The organism is Paenibacillus xylanexedens (assembly GCF_007680605.1).
GTDB classification, from domain to species: Bacteria; Bacillota; Bacilli; order Paenibacillales; family Paenibacillaceae; genus Paenibacillus; species Paenibacillus xylanexedens_B.
In genome coordinates this window covers 516,297-532,966 of record NZ_VEIO01000002.1, presented here as the reverse complement: position 1 = coordinate 532,966, position 16,670 = coordinate 516,297, and the positions used below count along the sequence as shown (strand labels likewise).

At 43.9% G+C, this 16,670-nt stretch carries 22 protein-coding genes; 3 read left to right on the top strand and 19 right to left on the bottom strand.

Annotated features, from left to right (window positions below):
- Nucleotide 1: 1 nt before the first annotated feature.
- From ssb to FS818_RS16915, 11 genes are all read right to left on the bottom strand, one after another.
- Complete coding sequence (ssb, locus tag FS818_RS16960) at nt 2-418, bottom strand: single-stranded DNA-binding protein (RefSeq protein WP_145333304.1); 417 nt, start codon at nt 416-418, stop codon at nt 2-4.
- A gap of 14 nt (nt 419-432) precedes the next feature.
- Nucleotides 433-1,245: a PD-(D/E)XK nuclease-like domain-containing protein gene (locus FS818_RS16955; RefSeq protein WP_145333303.1), complete on the bottom strand. Its 813-nt coding sequence runs from the start codon at nt 1,243-1,245 to the stop codon at nt 433-435.
- Nucleotides 1,226-2,008: a RecT family recombinase gene (locus FS818_RS16950; protein WP_145333302.1), complete on the bottom strand. Its 783-nt coding sequence runs from the start codon at nt 2,006-2,008 to the stop codon at nt 1,226-1,228. Before FS818_RS16950 ends, FS818_RS16955 begins: the two co-directional genes overlap by 20 nt.
- Nucleotides 2,009-2,011: 3 nt before the next feature.
- Nucleotides 2,012-3,640 carry an AAA family ATPase gene (locus tag FS818_RS16945; protein ID WP_145333301.1) on the bottom strand — a complete coding sequence of 543 codons (1,629 nt, stop codon included), beginning with the start codon at nt 3,638-3,640 and terminating at the stop codon, nt 2,012-2,014.
- A gap of 58 nt (nt 3,641-3,698) precedes the next feature.
- Nucleotides 3,699-3,905, bottom strand: coding sequence for a hypothetical protein (locus tag FS818_RS16940; RefSeq protein WP_145333300.1), 207 nt, complete (start codon nt 3,903-3,905; stop codon nt 3,699-3,701).
- Between the two features lie 167 nt (nt 3,906-4,072).
- A complete protein-coding gene (locus FS818_RS16935; protein WP_145333299.1) occupies nt 4,073-4,255 on the bottom strand; it encodes a hypothetical protein in 183 nt (60 codons plus the stop codon).
- A gap of 78 nt (nt 4,256-4,333) precedes the next feature.
- A complete protein-coding gene (locus FS818_RS28845; RefSeq protein WP_186375517.1) occupies nt 4,334-4,483 on the bottom strand; it encodes a hypothetical protein in 150 nt (49 codons plus the stop codon).
- Nucleotides 4,461-4,727: a hypothetical protein gene (locus tag FS818_RS16930; protein WP_145333298.1), complete on the bottom strand. Its 267-nt coding sequence runs from the start codon at nt 4,725-4,727 to the stop codon at nt 4,461-4,463. The genes FS818_RS28845 and FS818_RS16930 overlap by 23 nt, the downstream gene beginning before the upstream one ends.
- A 13-nt stretch (nt 4,728-4,740) precedes the next feature.
- Nucleotides 4,741-4,902, bottom strand: a complete 162-nt coding sequence (locus FS818_RS28840) for a hypothetical protein (RefSeq protein WP_186375516.1) — start codon at nt 4,900-4,902, stop codon at nt 4,741-4,743.
- Nucleotides 4,903-4,982: 80 nt separating this feature from the next.
- Entirely contained in the window at nt 4,983-5,741 is a 759-nt protein-coding gene (locus FS818_RS16925; protein WP_145333297.1) for a BRO-N domain-containing protein, read from the bottom strand.
- Between the two features lie 232 nt (nt 5,742-5,973).
- Complete coding sequence (locus tag FS818_RS16915) at nt 5,974-6,258, bottom strand: hypothetical protein (RefSeq protein ID WP_145333296.1); 285 nt, start codon at nt 6,256-6,258, stop codon at nt 5,974-5,976.
- Between the two features lie 182 nt (nt 6,259-6,440).
- On the opposite strand from FS818_RS16915, the gene FS818_RS16910 reads away from it, so the two are divergent.
- Together FS818_RS16910 and FS818_RS16905 are read left to right on the top strand one after the other, a co-directional pair.
- A complete protein-coding gene (locus FS818_RS16910; RefSeq protein ID WP_145333295.1) occupies nt 6,441-7,373 on the top strand; it encodes a helix-turn-helix domain-containing protein in 933 nt (310 codons plus the stop codon).
- Nucleotides 7,374-7,387: 14 nt separating this feature from the next.
- Nucleotides 7,388-8,614, top strand: coding sequence for a site-specific integrase (locus tag FS818_RS16905; RefSeq protein ID WP_260989897.1), 1,227 nt, complete (start codon nt 7,388-7,390; stop codon nt 8,612-8,614).
- A gap of 74 nt (nt 8,615-8,688) precedes the next feature.
- Here the strand turns inward: FS818_RS16905 and groL are convergent, their stop codons facing one another.
- The 8 genes from groL to FS818_RS16865 all read right to left on the bottom strand — a co-directional run bounded on the left by groL (nt 8,689) and on the right by FS818_RS16865 (nt 14,118).
- On the bottom strand, nt 8,689-10,320 hold the full coding sequence (gene groL, locus FS818_RS16900) for a chaperonin GroEL (protein WP_145333294.1): 1,632 nt from the start codon (nt 10,318-10,320) through the stop codon (nt 8,689-8,691).
- Between the two features lie 74 nt (nt 10,321-10,394).
- The gene (groES, locus tag FS818_RS16895) at nt 10,395-10,676 is read right to left on the bottom strand and encodes a co-chaperone GroES (protein ID WP_090918205.1); all 282 of its coding nucleotides are present in this window, start codon (nt 10,674-10,676) and stop codon (nt 10,395-10,397) included.
- A 165-nt stretch (nt 10,677-10,841) separates the two neighbouring features.
- On the bottom strand, nt 10,842-11,114 hold the full coding sequence (locus FS818_RS16890; RefSeq protein ID WP_145333293.1) for a hypothetical protein: 273 nt from the start codon (nt 11,112-11,114) through the stop codon (nt 10,842-10,844).
- A 62-nt stretch (nt 11,115-11,176) separates the two neighbouring features.
- Nucleotides 11,177-11,959, bottom strand: coding sequence for a twin-arginine translocase subunit TatC (gene tatC, locus FS818_RS16885; protein ID WP_145333292.1), 783 nt, complete (start codon nt 11,957-11,959; stop codon nt 11,177-11,179).
- A 78-nt stretch (nt 11,960-12,037) separates the two neighbouring features.
- The gene (tatA, locus tag FS818_RS16880) at nt 12,038-12,286 is read right to left on the bottom strand and encodes a twin-arginine translocase TatA/TatE family subunit (protein WP_145333291.1); all 249 of its coding nucleotides are present in this window, start codon (nt 12,284-12,286) and stop codon (nt 12,038-12,040) included.
- A gap of 151 nt (nt 12,287-12,437) precedes the next feature.
- The gene (locus tag FS818_RS16875) at nt 12,438-12,923 is read right to left on the bottom strand and encodes a MogA/MoaB family molybdenum cofactor biosynthesis protein (RefSeq protein WP_017690080.1); all 486 of its coding nucleotides are present in this window, start codon (nt 12,921-12,923) and stop codon (nt 12,438-12,440) included.
- A gap of 37 nt (nt 12,924-12,960) precedes the next feature.
- A complete protein-coding gene (moaC, locus tag FS818_RS16870) occupies nt 12,961-13,464 on the bottom strand; it encodes a cyclic pyranopterin monophosphate synthase MoaC (protein WP_311278768.1) in 504 nt (167 codons plus the stop codon).
- Between the two features lie 15 nt (nt 13,465-13,479).
- On the bottom strand, nt 13,480-14,118 hold the full coding sequence (locus tag FS818_RS16865) for a 5-formyltetrahydrofolate cyclo-ligase (protein ID WP_145333290.1): 639 nt from the start codon (nt 14,116-14,118) through the stop codon (nt 13,480-13,482).
- 278 nt (nt 14,119-14,396) lie between these two features.
- Here FS818_RS16865 and FS818_RS16860 point away from each other — a divergent pair, with 278 nt between their 5' ends.
- The gene (locus FS818_RS16860; RefSeq protein ID WP_145333289.1) at nt 14,397-16,361 is read left to right on the top strand and encodes an ABC-F family ATP-binding cassette domain-containing protein; all 1,965 of its coding nucleotides are present in this window, start codon (nt 14,397-14,399) and stop codon (nt 16,359-16,361) included.
- Nucleotides 16,362-16,670: the final 309 nt, after the last annotated feature.

Sequence of the window (16,670 nt, the reverse complement as noted above, 5' to 3'; positions counted from 1 at the left end):
TCTAAAAGGGCAGATCGTCATTGTTAATATCTATTGGTTTGCCATCATCGGTAAATGGATCTTGATTGGTTGAGTTGCTCCGACTGCCGTTTCCTTGGTTAGCAGATTCCAAGAATCGCACATTATCAGCGATGACTTCAGTCACGTATACTCGCTTGCCTTCGTTATTTTCGTAGTGCCGAGTCTGGATACGTCCTTCGACTGCTGCCAAGCGTCCTTTCCGCAAATAGTTAGCGCACGTCTCAGCCAGCTGCCGCCATGTAACCACAGGAATGAAGTCAGCCTCACGCTCTCCAGATTGATTCGTAAACGGTCTGTCTACCGCAAGGGTAAATGTAGTGGTTGCAACCCCACTCGGGGTATATCTAAGCTCAGGATCACGGGTCAAGCGGCCTATCAAAACAACACGGTTCAACAATGTAATTCCTTCTTTCAGTAGAGTTTAAGTTCAGAGAAATGTTTGATTCGTTGAATCTTTTTAGTAGAACGGCAGTATTCACATTTTTCACACCGTACCGCTTGTTCCGTGCCTGATTTAACAGCCTTAACTCGCTCTATATGCTTGCCTACAATGTGTAAGCCTTGTTCTATAGCGTCATAGTCAAAATAGATAATATCGTGGTCTGGCGGCTTCTGTTTGGTCACTACAACCATATGTGGAAGCAACCATTGATCTCTTTTGTTTACGATCCGTTCTACCTCCGCATACACCGCCATCTGCAGGTTGTATCCATAGTGATCAATGAAATTCTCATAGATACCAACCTCGTTGTTCCAAAACTTCCCGTCCATTTCTTTCATGGTTTTCAAGTCTGCGAAGATCCCAGTTTGAGGTTGGTAACTGTCCAACATCACTTTCCATTGAATCCCGAACAACTCAGCTGACATGATGACTTCTTTTTGACCACCCAAGGCCTTCATTACAAGCGGATCGCTTTCTAAAGTCTCTATCATTGTGTTGCAATGTTGGAAGTTAGCTTTTAATTGTCCTGCTGTTTTACCTGTACTGGCGTATAAGTGAGGATTCTCAGATTTGAATTCATCCAGAGTTCCTTCGTTCCATGCATGCACATAGTGGCCTTCATCGAAAGCTAAAACATATGGACGTTCCCATTCTCCATTTATGCCAGCCATAGCCGCTGCTTCACATCCGTTATATGATGGTAAGAAGCTTTTGAATTGGCTTACTGACATATAATGTTGATTAGCTTCCTGGCTGAAGTAATTATTCTTGTTGAGTTTCATCAGGATCACCTTCTCCTTCCTTAACCTCTGTAAACTCAGCTTCGATAATTAAAGGTTCAGGATTGAGAGGGCTGCTCTGTTGCGGCTTTGGTTCTTTGTTCATATCAAAGTCACTAGAATCTTCGAATGCCATCGCTTGTTCAATTGTGTCGAAGTCCAATTCTATGTTTTTGCATAGACGACGAAGGACGGTTTTTTTATACATTTCACCCTTGCTTTTAGTCCATGCCTGACCGTTAGCCTGCTTGGAATAATCTTTCCGGGTCTTCTCTATCTCAGCTGAACTCATGGCTTCATAAGTCATACCACCATCATGAAACAGGACTACTGCAAAGGCTCCGACAATTTCGCTGTCATTAAATGGTTTTGGAGCGAAACTGATTGTTTGTTGCCCATCTGTGACTTCTTCTTGGAAGTCATCACCTTCGCGAACCAATTTGGCATAAATATCTTTCACTGGTCGCACACTGTATTTTTTTGCGAGTTTCTTTTCGCCTTTATAGTCTGTTTGGAATTGAACTGATCCGTTATAAATAATTGCGTAGCATTCTTTGTTGAAAAAATCTAATCCGAGGAACGCACCTTTCAACATAGTTCTCGCAACACTGGTAGCATCGCATTGTGCAATTCCTTTTGTGTCTTGAAGAACCGTCATGCAGTTTTGAAGGAAACGAGTTTTGTTGAAGTTGGTAGGCATTGCTTCGCGTTTTGAATCCAGTAACTTCTCCAGATTGTTATGGATAACCAGCAATTTATCTGACATCGTTTATCCCTCCACCTGAATATCGAATTCTTTGCCTGGAACCGTCTCGGTGATAAAGTATTGAAGATCATCCTGAGCGGCTTCCTCTATAATCGAATGTTGCATTTCTTCTCCAAGATTTTGCCATCCATCCACACAGATAACCTTCAGTTCTCCTGCTTGAGCCTTTGCAAGTTTGAAAGCGAATGTAATCGCTTCTCCTTCACTCAAACCATCAATAAGTGTTCCGTTGATCCGGATGCGCCCTTTTTCATCTACTTCAAGACCACTGATAGGTAACGATGCTGTTTTGAGTAGCGTCTGAGGCAGTTCACGAGCAGTTTTGATTTTAGTTGTAAGTTCTGCACTGCGTTCTTCTTTTGGAGTGATTTTCTCTCGGATAATGTCATTCATCCGTTCCCATTCCCGGAGATACTCTTTCATTTCAGATGCATTGTTAGCTGCTTCTTTTAATGGTTCTGTGTCAATTAGTTTGAGTGTATCGATAGTTTGTTGGGCATTACCTGTCTTGTCATTCTCCGCAGAGATTAATGTTTCGCGGTGGTCGTTAATCTTCTCAATGTCTTTACGCTCATGTTCATCTAAACTTGATAGAGTAGCCTTTTTTTCTGCAATCTGTTCCTTGTATTCCGAAATGAATACACGGGATTGTTCCGATGCCAACTGGATTTCTTCCCTTGCAGTCTGCTTCTTAGCTTGATATTGAAGCTTCAATCTCTCGATGGCTTGCTCCAACTCGCTATCCAGTTGCGTGGCAGATTCTAGTACTCTGCGATTAGCATCATCGATGCTTACTTGTTCTCTCTGTACATTTTCATCCAATCTTTTTATTGAAGATGTCAAAGCATCTCGTTGGCGATTGTAGTCTAAGCGTTTTTCCTCAGCCGCGTTTTCTGCTCTGCGCTTGATATCATCTATTCTTATAGCCAATCCCTCTACGAGATTCTGCGCTTCGAGCAACCGTTTGTTTGACTCTTCCGCGTCAGATAATGACTTATATAGAGATTGAAGGTTGATGCCTCTCCATTCTTCTCCATCATAGTTAGGTGGCAAATCTCGTTTGATCCCTTCAATGTTTGCTCGTAGCAAGTTAACCTCACGATTGATTGATTCACGTTCAGAATAATACCCGGACTCTATTTGTTTAAGGAATTGCAAAATGTGCAATTGGTAGTCAGCTTCTGGAACCTCACCAAACCACTGTTTGATATCTTCTGTTGTCCAAGGTATTTCCAACATGTTTAAAATGATTTTTGCCTGTTCATCAGGTGATTTCTTCACGAATTCAACTGGCCTGAAAATTTCACCATTCACAAGTTTTTTCAAGAAAGATTCAGTTGAGCTGACAGCTTTAGAATCGTGTTTCACTTTCAAATAGTCGGACTTTTCAGTACGAATTTTCCTTGATACTTCAAGTTGATCATCCAATTCAACAAATAATTCAGCCTCAGAATCACCATGACGTACTACTTCCGTTCTACGGTTCTTATTGGTGAATAACTTCTCCAATGACTCCAATACAGAGGATTTTCCACTGCCTGAATCACCGGAAATTTTATTGATCTTTCCTGGATTAAACTGCAATTCCTTAATACCTAACCAGTTTTTTATTTCAAGGCGTTTAATGTGCATGCTTTACAACCTCCTATTATTTTGTTATATTGACCGTAAATTGATTTTAATAAGAGTGTTACACGACTTCAGAGGTTGCCGCCTTTGGAGTCGTTTTGCTTTCCAGTTCGTTTCGGGCATCTTGCAACAATGATATTGCCCGATCCAAATCATACTGGATGAAGTTTCCCGTCTCTCTAAGAATGTTAGATGCGGAATTCCCCTGAATGTCTGTATTTTCTTGAAGCTTTTCGAGCATCTGGATTACCTTTAACAGTTGTTCCATCTCCGTTTTCCTCCCTCCGTTGTCGTCTGATCTGATCGTAACGATTGCGTTGTAACTCGTTTTGAAATACGAACATAGGATAAGGACTATCTTTGTACTGACCGCCTGATAAACTGAGTGCGAAACGATCCTCGAAATTGTCGCTTGCTTTGATGCGAATCTGCATGTCATTCACCTGCCGTAGTTTTTTCTGCATTCATTGCCAAGCCTAAACACCGGAAGTTGCAACACAATCCATCACCGTACTTCACAACCTCTTGACCCCGGTAAATCTCGCCGCCGCACCCTAAGCAATCATCGACCACTTCAGCATGCTGCGGATCCGGTAAACCTTGCTCAAATCTGTCCATCGTCTTCACTTCCTTGCAGCGCCATTTTTGTTGTAACAACCATTGACAGCGTCCAAACAATCCAAAACCAAGTTGGTATCAGCATTCGCGCAACGCCTCCAGCTGCCGGTTGTACTTCTCGTATTGCCGTTTGGCATGTGCAGCGATGTTAGGCCGACAATCAGCAATCATGCGTTCCTCAAGCTGTTTGAAAAATCCAGTGATGTTAAGCAACAGAAGTTTGTTCATATTCGTTAGCTCCTTCCCGTGTGTAATTACGGAAGTTCAAGCCCAAGCGGTTGATATAGCGAACCGGGTCCTTAATGCGCCGACCATTTGTTTTAAGAACAAAAACGAATTCATCCAGTGCAAGGCCATCAAGCATTTCATGCAGATCGTTTGAAGAGAGAACAACTACTGGATTTTCAACACAACCAAATGTTTGATACTGGCTGAATGTGCCACGTACAATACCTTTGAATTCATATTTCACAGCTATCACCCTCTCAAATTTGATCTTGCAAATGTGCAATAATAGACTGCATACCTTCATTACAAGCAAACTGAGTTCTAGCTCGATCCAGGAAGCCTTCCAGTTGTTCTTTTGAGCAGTTACGTTCCTTGCAGTTATAAAATGCAGCGGTTAATGATTCTGTAGGTGTTGGCATAGTGAACCTCCTGTAAATTAATTTTGAAACTTAGAATCTGGTAACAACGTATTGATAATCATATGAACGAAGTTACACAGCTAAATCAGTGATCCGATGGACAACTCTTTGACAATGATCGAGTAAATCTCTTTCAGCTTCGGATCTGATTCGATGACGTCTAACCGGTTTGCTTTATCCACCTTGGTCTTGGTTGCTCCGCTCTCTTCGAGACGTTCTTTCAAGTTAGCCAAACGAATATTCAGTTTGCAATGAGCGCGTTCTTCTAGCCTTGAGTAGCTTTCCTTGCGTATCTCCTGGTGACCGCCAAACTTTTGCGCAGCTCCGTTAAGCATGCCTGTAATTTTGGCTCTCCAGTTGTCGTCACGTTGTAAGATAGTTTCTTGGATGGTTGTTACTTTGTTCTGAACCTCAGCGATTTGCTGTTTAGCTTCAGTTGCTTCGAGTTGAGCTTTTGCTACAGCATCGAATGTCGCTTTGAACATTTGTAGTTCAGGGCTTAGTTTAGAAAGGTCTATGTCTGTACCGTAGCTTCCTGTTTTGCGAATTGATGGGATTACGTCGTGATTGATCCACCGTCTGAAATTTTTAGCTTCTGGTTTGCGGCTTCCAAAGATTAAAGAATAAAGACCGTGTTCGTTAACAACTTGAATGTTCTGCACTCCTCCGGGGGTCTGTATTGAATGCAACCCCTTTTCATCCTCATCAAGTCGACGAGTTTGTGAGGAATCAATTTCTAGTACGGCGCAAACATCTTTTGCGACAAACCATGGTTCATCATCGATAGTCACTGTTCTCACTTGCGAAGCCCCATAAAAAAATGGCATGATCTCATTCATCTGTTTGCCTCCTTCAACCGTTCTTTCCAACACAATAAATCTGGCTTATCAACTCTTTTTGATGATCCAACAAGATAGTTAGGGATGCCCCCGTGATCAGGGTGAATTTGCATAAGCTCATACACCCTTTTTCTGGATAAAACAAAAATGTCCGCGATATCTTGAGCTGTTAACACATCCGGCAACTGATCCCACGAGTAAATTCTCGTTTTTGACATTTCAACCACCTCGCTCACACAGTTACTTTTTCTTGCTTTTGCTTTGTCTTACGTGGATCATCAACTTCTTCGATGTAAAAATAATCATCAAACCTTCCGCCAAAAATCTCCATAACACCAGCAATGAACTGATTACCAGGAACATTGTTTCGAGGGTCTTCTACAGGCAGCTTTATTCTCCAGATCTGAGTAACGTTAACATTCAGCAAGTCTGCTAATTCCTTATCTGAAGCTATGTCTTTGTCGATCTGTGCTTTCATGAGTTCTTTCACTCTCAAGCGAACGACGAACTTTTTCATGCGATCACCTCCCCTCTAGTTGCGTGATTGCAATTAATTTTTCAGGTGATTTCGTCCTCGCAATTTGATTATATTACAGCAATTTCATGCACGCAATACGAAAATCAAAAATAATTGCGTACACGCAATAATTGTGTTATCATAAATTCAAGCATTAGATGAAGGGAGATTTTTGAGAGTCGATGAGCGAAATTAAAATAGGTGATTTAATAAAAGAAGCACGTATAAAGAATGGGTTCAAAACAATGAAAGATCTATCTATAGTGTCTGGTGTCTCCCCTGCGACACTTAGCAGAATTGAAAAAAACACCCAAGATCCATCTCCAGAAACTTTGATGAAAATATCTAAACACTTAAACAACATTACATATGGTGAATTGATGAAAGCAGCTGGTTACTTAGATGGTCTTAGTGCAGAACACGAAATGTATATGAAAGATCTATTGAATGAAAATGAGGAATTAGACAATAAAATATTTGATTTGCTTAATACAGCATTTTTATATAAACAGGTTGATAATGATATCCATAATCAAATAGTTGCGCTGTTTGTTAACGAGGATTCAGTAGATCTTTACAAGAATGCTAAGTTAGATGAGTTGAAATCCGCATACCTTCAAAATGATTTTGATGTTGATCAAAAACATGAGATTATTGAGACTTTAAATTCTTTAGTGAATAAGTTCTCTCCTAAACTCGGTCAATACTTTTCCATGATGAAGAGTATGAAACCCATCCCGCTTGTAGGGACAATTTGTGCAGGTAATGGCTTGATTCCAATTGAGGCTATTGAAGAATATGTGAACTATCCATTTCTGAAATCCCAGCAGCCTGATTACGCTCTCAGAGTCAAAGGTGATTCTATGATTGGGGCTGGGATAGATGATGGTGATATTGTTTTCCTTCGTAGAGGAAGTTGGGCTGAATTTAATGGTCAAATAGTGGCTGCTCTTGTTAACGGAGAAGAAGGTAGTCTCAAACGTATGAAATGGTCTGAGGGATCCCCGAAAATAACCTTGAGTCCAGAAAATACTTCTTACCAGTCTGTGGAGGTGATGCCTAATGAAGTAACAATTTGTGGAGTTTACGCAGGTCATTACAAACCAGAAATTTAAAGGAGAGTTTAGATGTGAAAGGAAGCTTTTATAAAAGAGGTTCCACATGGAGTTATATGATTGACATAGGCATAGACCCATTGAGTGGGAAGAGGAAACAGAAAAGCAAAGGTGGTTTTAAAACAAAGAAAGAGGCCCAATTAGCTGCGGCAGAGTTAATTTCTGAAATGAATAAAGGTCAATATGTTGCCGAAAATAAAATGACTTTTGAGGAATTAGCAAATGATTGGCTGATAAACTACAAACGCCTGGGAAAACCAAAAAAGGAAGGCACTATAAGAATTAGAAATGTTGAAAAGAATTTATTGTTGCCGTTCTTTAAAATGAAAAAAGCTATGGATATCACACATAATGATTATCAAGATTCATTGATCACACTAATGGAAGGTCAGTTTGATAGTGAAGGAAATACAATAAAAAAAGGGTTGGCCGATAACACCATGTCTGGCGTACACGCTACTGCTAGTATGATTTTTAAACATGGAGTTAAAATTGGTGCAGTAAAGAAAGATCCTACAATAGACGCGAAAGTACCGAAAAAAGCAAAAACAGTCAAAGATTTAGAAGACAACACAGACCTCCCGGAATATTTAGAAAGAGATGAACTTCTATTATTTCTTGAAACAGTGAAAGAATATGGTTTGGAGAATGATTACGAGACATTTAATACACTGGCTTATACAGGAATAAGAGTCGGGGAGTTGTGCGCTCTCAAAGAAACTGATGTAAACTTCGAAGAAAACAAAATAAGAATCACGAAAACTCTTTATAACCCAGAAAATAATTACAAGAAGTATTCTCTTGTGACTCCTAAAACAGTTTCATCATTTCGTGAGATTGATGTTGATGAAGAAGTCATGGATATGATCAAAAATCTAATTAAACTCCATAAGATAGAAAAGGAGAAACGTTCAAATTCATATCACGACGAGGGATTTGTTTTCGCCAGAGTCGGAGCATTTGCGGGTTATCCTGAAATACCCAAAAAGGTAGGGCTTAGAATGGCTAGACTAATAAAATTAGCCAACCTAAATACGAACTTAACACCACACTCTTTAAGACATACACATGCATCGTTGCTTGCCGAAGCAGGGGCTACTTTGGAACAGATTATGCATAGGCTTGGACATGCTAACGACGAGATCACAAGACGTATATACCTCCACATAACTAAACCAAAAAGAAAAGAGGCTGCTCAAAAGTTCAGCGAACTTATGAAAGCCTCTAAAAAAATGGATTGATTGTTAACAATTCGTTAACAAGTTATCATATTTATAGGTCAAACCCCTGCTGTAACAGGGGTTTTCCCTGTTCATTACATCATGCCGCCCATACCACCCATGCCGCCCATGTCAGGAGCGCCAGCAGCGCCTGCAGGTTCTGGCTTATCAGCGATAACCGCTTCAGTTGTCAGGAACATGGCTGCTACGGAAGCCGCGTTTTGAAGTGCAGAACGCGTTACTTTTGCAGGGTCAACGATACCTGCTTCGATCATGTTAACCCACTCGCCAGTCGCAGCGTTGTAACCTACGCCAACTTGCTCTTTTTTCAGACGTTCCACGATGACGGAACCTTCTTCACCAGCGTTAGCCGCGATTGTGCGGATTGGCGCTTCCAGAGCTTTCAGTACGATGTTCACACCTGTTTGCTCGTCACCGGACAATGCTACACCAGCAACAGCATGATATACGTTCAGAAGCGCAGTACCACCACCGGATACGATACCTTCTTCAACCGCAGCGCGAGTTGCGTTCAGGGCATCTTCGATACGCAGTTTGCGTTCTTTCAATTCAGTTTCAGTTGCCGCACCGACTTTGATTACCGCTACGCCGCCGGACAATTTAGCCAGACGCTCTTGCAGTTTCTCTTTGTCGAACTCGGAAGTGGTTTCTTCCAATTGAGTACGGATTTGGCTAACACGTGCATCGATATCGGATTTGTTACCAGCTCCGTCAACGATGATTGTGTTTTCTTTCGTAACACGGATTTGACGAGCTGTACCCAGTTGTTCTACAACTGCGGATTTCAGATCCAGACCCAGTTCTTCCGTAATTACTTGGCCACCAGTCAAGGCAGCGATATCTTGCAGCATTGCTTTACGACGGTCACCGAATCCTGGAGCTTTAACCGCTACAGCATTGAATGTACCACGCAGTTTGTTCACAACCAGCATCGCCAGTGCTTCGCCTTCGATATCTTCAGCGATCAATACGAGCGGTTTGCCTTGTTGAACGATTTTCTCAAGCAATGGCAGGATGTCCTGTGTGCTGGAGATTTTTTTGTCTGTGATCAAGATGTACGGGTTATCCAGAACAGCTTCCATTTTGTCCGTATCTGTGATCATGTATGGAGAGATGTATCCGCGGTCGAATTGCATACCTTCAACCACTTCCAGCTCAGTAGCGAATCCACGGGATTCTTCAACGGTAATTACGCCGTCTTTACCCACTTTTTCCATAGCTTCAGCGATCAGCTCGCCTACTTCTTCGTCAGCTGCAGAGATTGCCGCTACTTGTGCGATGGATTGTTTGCCTTCTACCGGTTTAGAGATGGATTGCAATTCAGCAACCGCAGCTTTAACCGCTTTGTCGATCCCTTTACGGATACCGATTGGGCTAGCGCCTGCAGTTACGTTTTTCAAACCTTCTGTAATCAGGGCTTGAGCAAGTACTGTTGCAGTAGTTGTACCGTCACCGGCAACATCGTTTGTTTTCGTTGCAACTTCTTTAACCAGTTGAGCACCCATGTTCTCGAATGCATCTTCCAGTTCAATTTCTTTAGCAATCGTTACACCGTCATTCGTGATGAGCGGGCTTCCGAATTTCTTCTCCAGAACCACGTTACGGCCTTTTGGTCCGAGCGTTACTTTCACTGCGTTAGCCAATGCATCCACACCACGAAGCATGGAGCGACGAGCGTCTTCACTGAATTTAATGTCTTTAGCCATTTAAGAAAACCTCCCTAGTATATTGTGTAAAATGATACTGCTATATGGTTCGGTTAACCGATTAAAATTTGAAATTAGTCGAGAATCGCGTGAATGTCGCTCTCTTTCATAATCAAATATTCTTTACCTTCGAATTTGATTTCTGTACCGGCATATTTGGAGAAAATAACGCGATCTCCTTCTTTCACTTCCAGAGCTACACGTACGCCGTCTTTCAGTGCACCCGCACCAACTGCAATGATTTTACCCTCTTGCGGTTTTTCCTTGGCGGAGTCCGGAAGTACGATCCCGAAAGAAGTCGTTTGTTCTTGCTCCAGTGGTTCTACCAATACGCGTTCACCTAAAGGTCTGATCATGAAAAATAGCCTCCTTTTAAAATTATATAGCCTTGCATTTGTAGGTTGCAGCCATATGTATTAGCACTCGACAGTGTTCAGTGCTAACAACCAACTTTATGATACTCAACTTGAAGCATGATTTCAAGTCTTTTTGATGAATTCTTGCGAGAATTTACGTTGAATTTACATCCATACAGCTTGACCGCTTATATCCAAAAGCCAGATCACGCCTGATACAGCTGGATGAATGTTACATTCATGCCTTTCTATTTTACGAGATTCGTTGCCCTGGATGCAAACTTCACCCCGTATCCCCTTTTCCATTGTATCCATCGCCCCGCATAATATGCCTGCATGTCCAGATCTCTTCTCATCTTCCAATAAAAACAGAAGACCCGGAACAGGACAAATCGTCTTCTCCGGGTCTTCTGGCGAGTAGATTCGTCCTCCACTCACACTTCACTTTTTTGATGCAGGGTGTTACATGCTCACTCTAAATACATAAAATTCTCACTGCTCTATCCTGCATGCTGATTGTCCTCGGATCGCACATAACGCGCTTCAATCTCCTGATCGGCTGCAAGTTGCTTGCGATACACAATGGCGGATAGAAACACACTGATCTCGTACAAGAGCAACAACGGAATCATGACAAGCAGATCAGATATGAAGTCTGGCGGCGTAATGACCACTGCAATAAAAATCAGCACGAAATAAGAAATTTTGCGCATTTTACGCAGACGAATCGGATTCAGAATGCGTAGCCCTGTCAGGAACATAATCAGCAGTGGCAACTCAAACAGCAGTGACACTGGCAATACAATGCCAAACAGGAAACTGAAGTATTGTTTCATACCGTACGTCTCGACAAGCCCCATTTTCTCCGTAATCGTTGTTGTGAACGCAAGCGCCATTGGAAAAACAACATAATACGAAAAAGCGACACCCACCAGAAACAGTAGAAATACATAAGGGACATACTTCAGAGATGCCTTACGTTCTTGTGGCCGCAGACCAGGACTAACAAACTTCCAAATCTGATATACCGTAAAAGGCAACGTGATAATAATGGAAAAGAGCCCGGCAATCTTCATATAAATCCCGATACCGTCCCAGAACGAGAACGCATGCAGTACGAAGCCCTTGGCCGTCTCTGCCTTCGTCAAATACTGATAGACCGGGTCTGCCACGAAAAAACCTGCAATCAGCCCCAAAATAAAAATGCTCAATACATAAATCAGCCGCTTGCGCAGCTCGCTTAGATGTTCCGAAAGCGTCATTTCAACATTTTGCTGCGTCATGCCTGCCTCCCCTGGAATTCCAGCTTTAAAATACAAAACCCTTCCGGCAGGAAGGGGTCTCTCTCATAGCCATGAAACTTATTCCGGCAGGCGTTTATCCACAGGTTTCTCAGCGGCCGTTGTATCTGCTGCTACCGGTTTCGTTTTCTCCTGCTCTTTGCGGCTGGAAGCATCATCGTCCGAAATAATATCACGTGCGCCTTCCTTGAACTCGCGGAACGTACGCCCGACAGCCCGTCCCAATTCCGGCAACTTGTTAGGCCCAAACAACAGCAATGCAATCACGGCCAGCAAAATAAATCCTGTTGGTCCAATCGAACTTAACATTGATCTTCCTCCTTGTTTCAAGCGTTCAACATGCGCAAATCTTAAGTCATGTTCATCAGATGTCTGAACTGCATCTCGATTTATGCCCATCATACCACAGATGTAACCACTTACATAACCCGTAAAATGTTATAACTGTGCTTTATTTTCCTTATTGCTTGAATTGGCCCGTTACCATCAGGAGCGCTTCCGGAAGCTGGTCCATAATGGCTGCCAGATGTTCGTGCACGCCCTTCGGCGTACCCGGCAGATTCACAATCAATGTGCGGCCGCGAATCCCGCATACCCCGCGGAACAACATCGCAGAGCGATTTTTGCTCATCACACTATATCTCATCGCTTCCGCCATGCCGGGAACTTCACGTTCAATCACTCGTCTGGTCGCTTCAGGCGTAATATCCCGAATGGCCAGCTCCGTTCCACCCGTTGTTAGTACGAGATCGGCGTGAAAATAATCGGTCATCTCGATTAATGCCGCAATAATCTCATCAGGCTCATCCGGAACGATCCGATACTCCACGATCTGTCCACCCAGTTCTTCCTCTACAAGTTCCCGTATCACTTGCGCACTTGTATCCTCACGTTCTCCACGGGCCCCTTTGTCACTGGCTGTCAGGATTGCTGTTCTCCACACCATAAAGATCACCCTTCTCCTCTATGAAAATAAATATCCCTTATCGGTTGAAATCACCGTTTTTACCGCCGCTCTTGGACTGCAACATAGTCGGGCCGATGATCATGTCTTTTTGCATCGCCTTGCACATGTCATAGACCGTAAGTGCCGCAGCCGAGGCCGCCGTCAGTGCCTCCATCTCAACGCCTGTTTTGCCTTCTGTCTTGACGGTTGCTTCGATATGGAGTTCGTCCACGCCGTTATCATGAAAACGAATATCCACACCATTCAGTGCAAGCGGATGACACATCGGAATCCAATCCGACGTTTTTTTCGCCCCTTGGATACCGGCAATCTGAGCAACCGCGAGCACATCGCCTTTCCCAATACGGCCTTGGCGAATGGCTTCCAGTGTCTCCGGGTTCATCGTGACTTTCGTTACAGCAACAGCGGTACGAACCGTTACATCCTTACCCGAAATATCCACCATCCGGGCTCGTCCCTGTTCATTAAAATGAGTCAGCTTCCCACTGGAAGCTTGACCTTGGTTTACTTCTGAGTTCAATCACATCACAACCCTTTATTCGATATGTAATATACCTTCGGGTGTTATCAACAGATCCAGCCGCAGATCTAGCGGGTCCATCGGAATGTCCGGCTCCAACTGGCCAGGTAATACCAAAGCAGCCATGAGAGGTCTTTTACCTTGCTTAGCACACTGGTTCTCAAGACTCGCTGCAAACCGGTCGTAATAACCACCACCGTATCCGATACGTCCTCCTTGTAGGTCGTAACCCAGTCCGGGTACCAGCACCAGATCCAAAGCCGGCCAATCTTCGGGTTGCAACACTTCACAAGACGCCTTAGGTTCAGGTATGCCCCAAACGCCTGGTTCAATATCCTCCTGGCTCGTCACTCGCCGCAGTTCCATTCGTGGCGGATCAGCGAGCACTTTGGGCGCTAGCAACACATCCCCTTGCTTCCACCCCTCTTCAAAAAGAAAATCGGTGGAAGCCTCGCTGCCATAAGACAGGTAGCTGAAAATAACCAGCGCCTCACGCTTTTGCCTGTTCTTGTTTAGCCGCAGGCGATCCAGTTCACGCTTCAGTCCGTCATTCAATCGCATGCTGGCTTGCTGACGCATCTGCTCGTCCAAACGATCGCGTAGCTGTCTAAGCCGGGAGCGAAGCTGCTTCTTCTGTTCCGCATGATCCTGCATAATGCTGACGAACCTCCTGTTGATGTGGAAGGTAAAAAATAAATTCAAGCCATTGCACTTCTATGTTAAGACAAGATGTCATCTGGATGATCAGGTTCAAATGATTCATTTTCTGCAAAATCGTCATGGTATAACATGCCTTCTTTCAGTTTATCACTGATTGACCAAAAAGACTACAAGCCGGAACCGTTCCCCATCGGTGCATTTGCTCTGTTTTTCATGTAAACTGGGAAGTAAGTGTCTAATTCAGAACTCGACCTATGGAGGAACTTAATTCTATGTTGTTGCAAGTATCCGGAATTATTAAACGTTTTGGTGTCGATCCAATCCTGGACGGCGTGAACTTACAAATATTAGAACGTGAGCGCATCGGCCTGGTTGGCGTTAACGGTGCGGGAAAATCCACTTTACTCAAAATCATCGCTGGAGAAATGTCCTATGACAGGGGACAAATTTTCAAATCCAAAGAAACAACCCTTGGTTACCTTGCGCAGAACAGCGGTCTGCAGTCCAATCGAAGCATCTGGGAAGAAATGATGCATGTCTTCGCTCATCTGACCCAGACTGAAGCAGAACTGAGACAGATGGAGCATGATATTGCCGATCCTGCATTCATGGAGGATGAAAAGCAATATGCCGATCTGCTGGAACGCTATGCAAGACGCTCGGACTGGTTTAAGGATCATGGCGGTTACGAGATGGAAACACGTATTCGCAGCGTACTGCATGGTATGGGTTTTGGCGAGTTCTCCCCAGATACCCCAATCGGCACACTCAGCGGCGGTCAGAAGACCAGACTCGCACTAGCTCGCATTCTGTTGCAAGCTCCCGATCTGCTTATGCTGGACGAGCCTACCAACTATCTGGACATCGCAACCCTGACATGGCTGGAAGATTATTTGAGAGGATACTCCGGGGCACTGTTAGTTGTATCCCATGACCGGTACTTCCTGGACAGACTCGTAACGACCATCGTTGAAATCGAACGTCATCGCTCCAAAAAATATACAGGCAATTACAGCCGCTATATGGAGCTGAAGGCAGCCGAGTATGAGATTCAGATGAAACAATACGAGAAACAACAGGATGAAATCTCCAAGATGGAGGACTTTGTGCAAAAGAACATCGTACGCGCTTCAACGACGAAGCGTGCACAGAGTCGTCGCAAAGCACTGGAGAAGATGGATCGTCTGGACAAACCACTTGGCGATCTCAAAAAAGCCCATTTTTCATTCGAGACCGCTGTGATGTCTGGCAAGGAAGTCCTGCGTGTTGATCAGTTATCCGTAGCATACGATGAGGGGTCACCTCTGTTCCGCAATGTATCCTTCGACTTACGACGTGGTGAAACCGTGGCGCTGATCGGGCCTAACGGGATCGGAAAATCAACGATGTTGAAATGTCTGACCGGAAGTCTTCGTCCTGCGCAGGGTGATATTCAGTGGGGCACCAAAGTACAGATCGGTTATTATGACCAGGAGCAGACTGGGTTGAATCCATCCAATACGGTGCTCGAAGAACTGTGGAGTGCTTATCCGGGCATGGAAGAAGCGCGCATTCGGACCGTACTGGGTAACTTTTTGTTCAGCGGTGATGATGTGCTCAAAAAAATATCCTCGCTCAGCGGTGGGGAGAAGGCTCGCGTGTCCCTGTCCAAGCTCATGCTGAAGGAAGCCAATGTGCTTATTCTCGATGAGCCGACGAACCATCTCGATCTCTTCGCCAAAGAAGTGCTGGAAGCCGCCTTAATGGATTACGAAGGAACGCTGCTCTTTATCTCCCATGACCGGTACTTCCTGAACAAAATGGCGGAACGAATCGTTGAGCTTCATCCGGGCGGCACCGAGCAATACCTCGGCAACTATGACGATTACGTGGAGAAAAAGCAGGAATTGGAGGACATTGCACGTGAGGCCGCCGAGGCTCAACAAGCCTCTTCCAAATCCGCTTCTTCCGCAGCAGCAAGTGCCAATTCAGCAACAACTGAAAAATCCGGTGCCGCTTCCTTTGAGGCAGATAAACAAGCCAAACGCGAAGAACGAAACAGACAGCGCAGACAGGAAGCTCTGGAGCAACAGATTGCCGAATTGGAGTCCGAAATCACTTCGCTCGAAGAACAGATGGCTTTGCCAGAAGTGTATCAGGATTATATGAAATTACAGGAACTACAGCAGTCATCGGAGGAGCACAAAAGTCAGCTTGCAAAAGCTTATGAAGAGTGGGAAAACCTAGCGATGGGCTAAGCTGTGATTCCGCGTGATGATTCTGTCTATGATTCCAGTAATGACACTGGCGTCTGTGATTCTACATCTCAATTTTAATAAAATGAGTTATTGCCCACGATAAGACATGAGGTCGGGTATATCGGGTGTAGTGATGTGTACGACAAACAGCTGAAAATGTACAAGAGGCTCCGTGTTACGAAGGTAACGCGGAGCCTCTTGCGGTTTAAAGGAAGCCAGCTATATAGGAGACGTGGGAGTAGCTGATACAACCTAATTTCAATTCTCCCAGCTAAGTAGAGATCAAAAATCATATTTTCACATTTGTCA

What these genes read in the sequence shown, in the direction of transcription:
- FS818_RS16945 (WP_145333301.1), bottom strand. Translation starts at nt 3,640, where the DNA reads ATGCACATTAAACGCCTTGAAATAAAAAACTGGTTAGGTATTAAGGAA.
- FS818_RS16875 (WP_017690080.1), bottom strand. Translation starts at nt 12,923, where the DNA reads ATGGTGTGGAGAACAGCAATCCTGACAGCCAGTGACAAAGGGGCCCGT.
- groES (WP_090918205.1), bottom strand. Translation starts at nt 10,676, where the DNA reads ATGATCAGACCTTTAGGTGAACGCGTATTGGTAGAACCACTGGAGCAA.
- groL (WP_145333294.1), bottom strand. Translation starts at nt 10,320, where the DNA reads ATGGCTAAAGACATTAAATTCAGTGAAGACGCTCGTCGCTCCATGCTT.
- tatA (WP_145333291.1), bottom strand. Translation starts at nt 12,286, where the DNA reads ATGTTAAGTTCGATTGGACCAACAGGATTTATTTTGCTGGCCGTGATT.
- FS818_RS16915 (WP_145333296.1), bottom strand. Translation starts at nt 6,258, where the DNA reads ATGAAAAAGTTCGTCGTTCGCTTGAGAGTGAAAGAACTCATGAAAGCA.
- FS818_RS28840 (WP_186375516.1), bottom strand. Translation starts at nt 4,902, where the DNA reads ATGCCAACACCTACAGAATCATTAACCGCTGCATTTTATAACTGCAAG.
- FS818_RS16910 (WP_145333295.1), top strand. Translation starts at nt 6,441, where the DNA reads ATGAGCGAAATTAAAATAGGTGATTTAATAAAAGAAGCACGTATAAAG.
- FS818_RS28845 (WP_186375517.1), bottom strand. Translation starts at nt 4,483, where the DNA reads ATGAACAAACTTCTGTTGCTTAACATCACTGGATTTTTCAAACAGCTT.
- FS818_RS16935 (WP_145333299.1), bottom strand. Translation starts at nt 4,255, where the DNA reads ATGGACAGATTTGAGCAAGGTTTACCGGATCCGCAGCATGCTGAAGTG.
- FS818_RS16865 (WP_145333290.1), bottom strand. Translation starts at nt 14,118, where the DNA reads ATGCAGGATCATGCGGAACAGAAGAAGCAGCTTCGCTCCCGGCTTAGA.
- FS818_RS16955 (WP_145333303.1), bottom strand. Translation starts at nt 1,245, where the DNA reads ATGAAACTCAACAAGAATAATTACTTCAGCCAGGAAGCTAATCAACAT.
- FS818_RS16950 (WP_145333302.1), bottom strand. Translation starts at nt 2,008, where the DNA reads ATGTCAGATAAATTGCTGGTTATCCATAACAATCTGGAGAAGTTACTG.
- FS818_RS16925 (WP_145333297.1), bottom strand. Translation starts at nt 5,741, where the DNA reads ATGAATGAGATCATGCCATTTTTTTATGGGGCTTCGCAAGTGAGAACA.
- FS818_RS16860 (WP_145333289.1), top strand. Translation starts at nt 14,397, where the DNA reads ATGTTGTTGCAAGTATCCGGAATTATTAAACGTTTTGGTGTCGATCCA.
- tatC (WP_145333292.1), bottom strand. Translation starts at nt 11,959, where the DNA reads ATGACGCAGCAAAATGTTGAAATGACGCTTTCGGAACATCTAAGCGAG.
- FS818_RS16940 (WP_145333300.1), bottom strand. Translation starts at nt 3,905, where the DNA reads ATGGAACAACTGTTAAAGGTAATCCAGATGCTCGAAAAGCTTCAAGAA.